Annotated in this window: 5 protein-coding genes; 2 read left to right on the top strand and 3 right to left on the bottom strand. The window is 74.1% G+C overall.

Going from position 1 to position 6,809, the window contains the following annotated elements; translation table 11 throughout:
- Positions 1-79 precede the first annotated feature (79 nt).
- Positions 80-1,003 (top strand): NADP-dependent oxidoreductase, encoded by a 924-nt coding sequence (locus tag ACWED2_RS45410; RefSeq protein WP_449696727.1) that lies wholly within the window; start codon positions 80-82, stop codon positions 1,001-1,003.
- A 10-nt stretch (positions 1,004-1,013) separates the two neighbouring features.
- Here the strand turns inward: ACWED2_RS45410 and pdxS are convergent, their stop codons facing one another.
- From pdxS to ACWED2_RS45425, 3 genes are all read right to left on the bottom strand, one after another.
- Positions 1,014-1,937, bottom strand: coding sequence for a pyridoxal 5'-phosphate synthase lyase subunit PdxS (gene pdxS, locus ACWED2_RS45415; protein WP_449696728.1), 924 nt, complete (start codon positions 1,935-1,937; stop codon positions 1,014-1,016).
- Between the two features lie 88 nt (positions 1,938-2,025).
- Positions 2,026-3,009: a DUF5937 family protein gene (locus ACWED2_RS45420; RefSeq protein WP_449696729.1), complete on the bottom strand. Its 984-nt coding sequence runs from the start codon at positions 3,007-3,009 to the stop codon at positions 2,026-2,028.
- A 32-nt stretch (positions 3,010-3,041) separates the two neighbouring features.
- On the bottom strand, positions 3,042-4,442 hold the full coding sequence (locus ACWED2_RS45425) for an FAD-binding oxidoreductase (RefSeq protein ID WP_449696730.1): 1,401 nt from the start codon (positions 4,440-4,442) through the stop codon (positions 3,042-3,044).
- Positions 4,443-4,570: 128 nt separating this feature from the next.
- Between ACWED2_RS45425 and ACWED2_RS45430 the strand changes: the two genes are divergently transcribed.
- Complete coding sequence (locus tag ACWED2_RS45430; protein ID WP_449696731.1) at positions 4,571-6,679, top strand: elongation factor G-like protein EF-G2; 2,109 nt, start codon at positions 4,571-4,573, stop codon at positions 6,677-6,679.
- The last annotated feature ends 130 nt before the right edge of the window (positions 6,680-6,809 follow it).

The following is a 6,809-nucleotide window of genomic DNA, read 5'->3' on the forward strand; positions in this document are numbered from 1 at the left end:
CGCGAATCCAGCATGGATCATGCTCCGTGGACCGGGTTTCCTTGTCTTCAGGAACAGGAAGTCCGGAAGGAGGGGCGAGATGCCCCAGGCAGTGCGGTTCGACAACTACGGCGACCTCGACGTGCTGGAGGTGCGGGACGTGCCCCGGCCGTCGCCGGCGGCCGACGAGGTGCTGGTGCGCGTGCGGGCCGCCGGGATCAACCCGGGCGAGAACACGATCCGGATCGGCGCGCTCCACGAGCGCTGGCCCGCGACCTTCCCGTCGGGCGAAGGCAGCGACCTGGCCGGCGTGGTCGAGGAGGTCGGCTCGGCGGTCCGCACGTGGTCCCCCGGCGACGAGGTGATCGGCTGGGTGGACACCCGCGCCAGCCACGCCGAGCTGGTCGTCGTCCCGGCCGCGCACCTCGTGCGGCGCGACCCGGCCGTGCCGTGGGAGGTCGGCGGCTCGCTGTTCGTCGCGGGCACCACCGCGCACGCGAACGTGCGGGCCGTCGGGGCCGGGCCGGGCGACACGGTCGTCGTCGCGGGCGCCGCGGGCGGCGTGGGTTCGCTGACCGTGCAGTTGCTGCGCCACGCCGGGGCGACCGTCATCGGCCTGGCGAGCGAGACCCACCACGAGTGGCTGCACGGGCACGGCGTGCTCCCGGTGACCTACGGCGACGGCGTGCTGGACCGGATCCGCGCGGCCGCGCCCTCCGGCGTCGACGCGTTCATCGACAACTTCGGCGACGGCTACGTCGACTTGGCGCTGGAGCTCGGCGTGGCGAAGGACCGGATCAACACGGTCATCGACTTCGCCGGTGCGGCGCGGACCGGCGTCAAGAGCGAAGGCATGGCCGGGTCCGCGACCGTCGAGGTGCTGGGCGAGCTCGTGAAGCTGGTGGCGGCGGGAGAACTCGAGGTCCCCATCGCCGCCACCTACCCGCTCACCGAGGTCCGGGCGGCCTTCCACGACCTGCTGCGCCGCCGTTCGCGCGGCAAGATCGTGCTCCTCCCCCGGTGAGCGGAGGGCTTCACCAGCCGCGCTCGGCGAGGCGGTGCGGCTCCGGCAGCTCCTCGACGTTGATGCCGACCATCGCCTCGCCCAGCCCGCGCGAGACCTTGGCCAGGACGTCCGGGTCGTCGTAGAACGTCGTCGCCTTGACGATCGCTTCGGCGCGCTGGGCCGGGTTGCCGGACTTGAAGATGCCCGAGCCGACGAACACGCCCTCGGCGCCGAGCTGCATCATCATCGCCGCGTCGGCCGGGGTGGCGATGCCGCCCGCGGTGAACAGCACGACCGGCAGCTTCCCGGCCTCCGCCACCTCGCGGACGAGCTCGTACGGCGCCTGCAGCTCCTTGGCCGCGACGAACAGCTCGTCCTCGGGCAGGCTCTGCAGCCGGCGGATCTCCTGGCGGATCTTGCGCATGTGCGTGGTCGCGTTGGAGACGTCGCCCGTGCCCGCCTCGCCCTTGGAGCGGATCATCGCCGCGCCCTCGGTGATCCGGCGCAGGGCCTCGCCGAGGTTGGTCGCGCCGCAGACGAAGGGGACGGTGAACGCCCACTTGTCGATGTGGTTGGCGTAGTCGGCCGGGGTGAGGACCTCGGACTCGTCGACGTAGTCCACGCCGAGGGACTGCAGGACCTGCGCCTCGACGAAGTGGCCGATGCGGGCCTTGGCCATCACCGGGATCGAGACGGCCTCGATGATGCCGTCGATCAGGTCGGGGTCGCTCATCCGGGCGACGCCACCCTGGGCGCGGATGTCGGCGGGCACGCGCTCCAGCGCCATCACCGCGACCGCGCCGGCGTCTTCGGCGATCTTGGCCTGCTCGGCGGTGACCACGTCCATGATCACGCCGCCCTTGAGCATCTCGGCCATGCCGCGCTTCACCTTGGCGGTGCCGGTGACGGACTGGACGGTCCCGCTGGAGGGGGTGGGCTGCTGCTCGGACACGACGACGCCTTTCGACACGGGTCAGGGGTGGACGAGTTCGAGCGTAGGTCGGCGGTGGCCCCTTCAAGCAGGCCAGTACGCGGGTATCTCAGCAGTCCACTTCGCCGTGGCCCGCGACCAGGGCTTCCGCGAGCGACGTGCGCACGTAGAGCACGTGACGTCCGGCACGATGCCGGTTGACCAGGCCCGCAGCGTGGAGCACGCCGAGGTGCTGCGACACCGCCCCGGCGCTCAGCCCGGTCCGCCGGGCCAGCTCCGCGGTGGACGCCGGGGCGGCCAGTTCGGCCAGCAGCATGGCACGGCCACGGCCCACCACGGCGGCCAGCGCACCGGGCGCGGTGGCCGTGCCGGTCTCCCACAGCGTGGCGATCCCGCGCGGCGGGTAGCGCAGCACCGGCTGCCAGCGCGCGTCGGTCTTGGAGAACACCCGCGGCCAGACGAACGCCGAGGGCACCAGCACGAGGCCGCGCCCGTCGAGCGGGACGGCGGCGTGCAGGTGCCGGTGCGCCACCGTGAGCGTGCCGGCCTGCCAGCGCACCAGCGGGGTGAGGTCGTTGAACAGCTCGGCCGCCCCGCCCTGGGCCAGCAGCCGGGACCGGTACAGCACGTCGGCCTCGAGCAGCGCGCGGATCCGCGGCCAGTCCGGGGCCAGCACGAGGTGCCAGTACTGCTCCATCAGCGCGGCGAGCCGCTCCAGGCCCGCCTCGGGCTCGCGGTGGAAGCGGGCCAGCGCGGGCGTGCGTGGCCCGGCCATCGCGTCGAGTTCGCGCCGGACCAGGCGGGCGGGCACGTCCCGCAGGTCGGCGAGCTCGTCGGCGAGCTCGGGCAGCGGCGTCGACGGCGTCCCGGCCAGGAACCCGGGCAGGTGCCGCAGCGGGACGAGGTCGCGCAGCAGCCCGATGTCGAGGCCGGCCTCGTCCAGCGCCGCCGTGGCGCGCTTGAGCCACGGCAGGTGCAGGGCGTGCTGCCCCGGGGAGTTGAGGACGCGGACGCTCGCGACGATCTCCCAGGCCGGGGAGAACGCGAACCGGGTGTGCGCCAGGTCCTCTGTGGAGAATGCCAGATCGAGCACGCGCTGCCTCTCTGCCCGAAGTACGGGGCAGTCTAAGTCTCTCCGATGTGGACAGTCGAGCGGGGCGCCGAGAGGCCTTGCGGGAAGGTGAAGATCCCTTCGGGGTCGAACTTCCGGGCGATGGCGCGCAGCCGCGGCAGGTTCACGCCGTAGTACGCCTGGGCCCAGTCCGGCATGTCCGGGTCGAGGTAGTTGACGTACCCGGTGGTGCCGAACTCCGGCCCCAGCCCGTCACGCACGGCGGCCAGCGCGCGCCGGGCCCCCGCTTCGCCGCCGTCCGCGGGCGCCGCGTCGTGCAGGAACTGGAAGCTGGCCAGTGCCGTCCGGTGCGGGAAGGCGGTTTCCCGGACGCCGACGCGCGCGATGGCGCCGCCCGCGGAGTCGATGAGCGTGGTGACGCCCGGGTCGCGGGTCACCACCTCGGTCACCGCGGCCGGGTCGGCGGCCGGCCGCGTCAGCATGCGCGAGGTGCCGGTGTAGGCCTCGCGCAGCCCCGGCCGGCCGTCCCGGACGTCGAAGGACCGCACCGCGCTCAGGTGGTCGAGCACCCGGGTCCGCCGGGCGGAGGGCCGGGTGCCGATCCGGCGGACGAGGTCGTCCAGCAGGCCGGCCAGCCGGGTCCCGGTGCCGAGGAACGTGCCGGCGAGCGCGGTGCGGCCGGGCGCGAACTCGATGGCGGACCACAGCTCGTCCGGCATGCCGGGCAGCCAGTCCTGCCAGGCGCCGAACAGCGCGGCCCGCGCGGCGGCCGGGAACTCGAGCGAGTAGGTGGCGAGGTCGGCGGCCGGGACGGTCCGGAAGGTGAACCCGGTGACGATCCCGAAGTTCCCGCCGCCCCCGCCGCGCAGCGCCCAGAACAGGTCCGGCTCCGCCGTCGCCGAAACCGTGCGCACGCGGCTGTCGGCCGTGACGATCCGCGCCGCTTCGAGGTGGTCGCACGTCAGCCCGTACTTGCGGTCGACCACGCCGATCCCGCCGCCGAGGGTGAGCCCGGCGACGCCGACGGCCCCGCAGAGGCCGGCGGGCAGCACCCGGCCGGCGGCGGCCAGCGCCGCCGCGACCGGTCCGAGCCGGGTCCCGGCGCCGAGCACTGCCCGCCCGTCCGGCCGCACCTCGATGCCGGAGAACCGGCCCAGGTCCACGACGATCCCGCCGTCCACTGTGGAATAGCCGGGATAGCTGTGCCCGCCGGCGCGGGCGGCGACCGGCAGGCCGTGGCGGGCCGCGAAGCCGACGGCGGCCTGGACGTCCTCGACGCGCGCCGCACCGACGACGGCGGCGGGTCTGCGGTCGTCGAACATCGTGAAGAACGATCGCCGGGCGGTGGCGTAGCCCGGCTCACCCGGCCGGAACAGCGGCCCGGCCAGCCGGCCGCGCAGCCGCTCCCAGTCGCCGGCCGACGGGAACGCCGCGCTGGAAGCCGCTCTGTCCATGCCGCTCCCCCCTGCCCGCGCCCCGGGGCATTCGGCTGGTCCCGGGGGCCTTGCCTTGCCGTGACCAGGGTAGCGGGTGTGTGATCGAGGACACATCCCGTACACGAGCCGTTCGCCGAGGAGTCGTCATGGCAGACAAACAAGCCAAGAACGCCGACACCGGGGCCGCCGTCGCTGTGGACGACCCCGCCAAGGTCCGCAACGTCGTGCTCGTCGGCCCGGCGGGGTCCGGGAAGACCACCCTCGCCGAAGCCCTGCTGGCCGCCTCCGGCACGGTGCCGCGGGCAGGCTCGGTGGTCGACGGCACGACGGTGTGCGACCACGACCCGGCGGCGGTCCGCCAGCAGCGCTCGGTCGGCCTCTCGGTCGCGCCGGTGCTGCACCAGGGCCACAAGATCAACCTGATCGACACGCCCGGGTACGCGGACTTCGTCGGGGAGCTGCGGGCCGGGCTGCGGGCGGCCGACGCGGCGCTGTTCGTCGTCTCCGCCGCCGAAGGCGTCGACGCGGCGACCGTCGCGGTGTGGGAGGAGTGCGCCGCGGTCGGGATGCCGCGCGCGGTCGTCGTCTCCCGCCTCGACCACCACCGGGCCGACGCGACGGCCGAGATCGCCGCCTGCCAGGCCGCGTTCGGCGCCGGCGTGCTGCCGCTGTACCTCCCCGCGGGCGACGGCCTGGTCGGGCTGATCACCCAGCGGTACTTCGACTACTCCGGCGGGCACCCACCGAAGGTGGGCGAGCCGGCCGCGGCCGACCTGGAACGGCTGGCCGAGGCCCGCAACGAGCTGATCGAAGGCATCATCGCCGAAAGCGAGGACGAGTCCCTGATGGACCGCTACCTCGCCGGCGAGGAGATCGCCGAGGCCACCCTCATCGCCGACCTGGAGACCGCGGTCGCGCGCGGGTCCTTCCACCCCGTCATCCCGGTGTGCTCGACCAGCGGGATCGGCCTGGCCGAGGTGCTCGACGGCATCGTCCGCGCGTTCCCCTCCCCGCTGGAGCACCGGCCCCCGGACGTCACCACGCCGGACGGCGGCGAGCACGCCGCGATCACCGCCGACCCCGCGGGCCCCCTCGCCGCGGAGGTCGTCCGGACGGCGGTGGACTCCTACGTCGGCCGGGTGTCACTCGTCCGGGTGTTCTCCGGGACGCTGCGCCCCGAGCGGCCGGTGCACGTGTCCGGGCACGGTCTCGCCGAGCGCGGCCACGAGGACCACGACGCCGACGAGCGCGTCGCGCACCTGTACTCCCCGCTCGGCTCGGCCCTGCGGGAAGTGCCCTACTGCGTCGCGGGCGACCTCTGCGCGCTGACGAAGGTCGGCTCGGCGGAGACCGGCGACACCGTCTCCTCCCCCGACGATCCGCTGCTCATGGAGCCGTGGGCGATGCCGGAACCGCTGCTGCCGGTCGCCGTCGTCGCGAAGACCCGCAGCGACGAGGACACCCTGGCCCGCAACCTCTCCCGCCTCGTCGCCGGCGACCCGACGCTGCGGCTGGACCGCAACGCCGAGACCGGCCAGCTGGTGCTGTGGTGCATGGGCGAGGCCCACGCCGACGTCGTGCTCTCGCGGCTGCGCGCGGGCGGCGCGGACGTCGACACCGAACCGGTGAAGATCAGCCTGCGCTCGACGTTCAGCAAGCCGGCCAAGGGCCACGGGCGGCACGTCAAGCAGTCCGGCGGGCACGGCCAGTTCGCCGTCTGCGACATCGAGGTCGAGCCGCTGCCGCGCGGCAGCGGCTTCCAGTTCGTGGACAAGGTCGTCGGCGGCGCGGTGCCGCACCAGTTCATCCCGAGCGTGGAGAAGGGCGTGCGGGCCCAGCTGGCGCGCGGGCTCGCCGACGGGCACCCGGTGGTCGACGTCAAGGTGACCCTGGTCGACGGCAAGGCGCACAGCGTGGACTCCTCCGACGCGGCGTTCCAGACCGCGGGCGCCTTGGCCCTGCGGGAGGCCGCGGCGAACGGGCACATCACGATGCTCGAGCCCCTGGAAGAAGTGGCGATCCGCCTCCCGGACGAGCACCTCGGCACGGTCCTCGGCGACCTGTCCTCCCGCCGCGGCCGCGTCCTGGGCACCGAGGCGGGCGACGGCGGCCGGACGGTGATCCGCGCGGAGGTCCCGGCGACGGAACTGGTCCGCTACCTGATCGACCTGCGTTCGATGACCTCGGGCACGGCGACGTTCACCCGCCGCCACGCGAGGTTCGAGCCGATGCCGGAAGGAATGGCGGTCCACTGACCCGTCCTGCCGCGGCTGGTCGTGAGTGGTAATTCGGGTTCCCGGACCCGCGCGAACACGGCTCGCTGGGTGTTCAGCGCCACCAGCGGCACGTCCACCAAGCCGACGGCAGCCAGCTTGTCGCGGATGT

The sequence above is a fragment of the Amycolatopsis sp. NPDC005003 genome, assembly GCF_053600695.1.

What these genes read in the sequence shown, in the direction of transcription:
- ACWED2_RS45410 (WP_449696727.1), top strand. Translation starts at nt 80, where the DNA reads ATGCCCCAGGCAGTGCGGTTCGACAACTACGGCGACCTCGACGTGCTG.
- ACWED2_RS45425 (WP_449696730.1), bottom strand. Translation starts at nt 4,442, where the DNA reads ATGGACAGAGCGGCTTCCAGCGCGGCGTTCCCGTCGGCCGGCGACTGG.
- ACWED2_RS45430 (WP_449696731.1), top strand. Translation starts at nt 4,571, where the DNA reads ATGGCAGACAAACAAGCCAAGAACGCCGACACCGGGGCCGCCGTCGCT.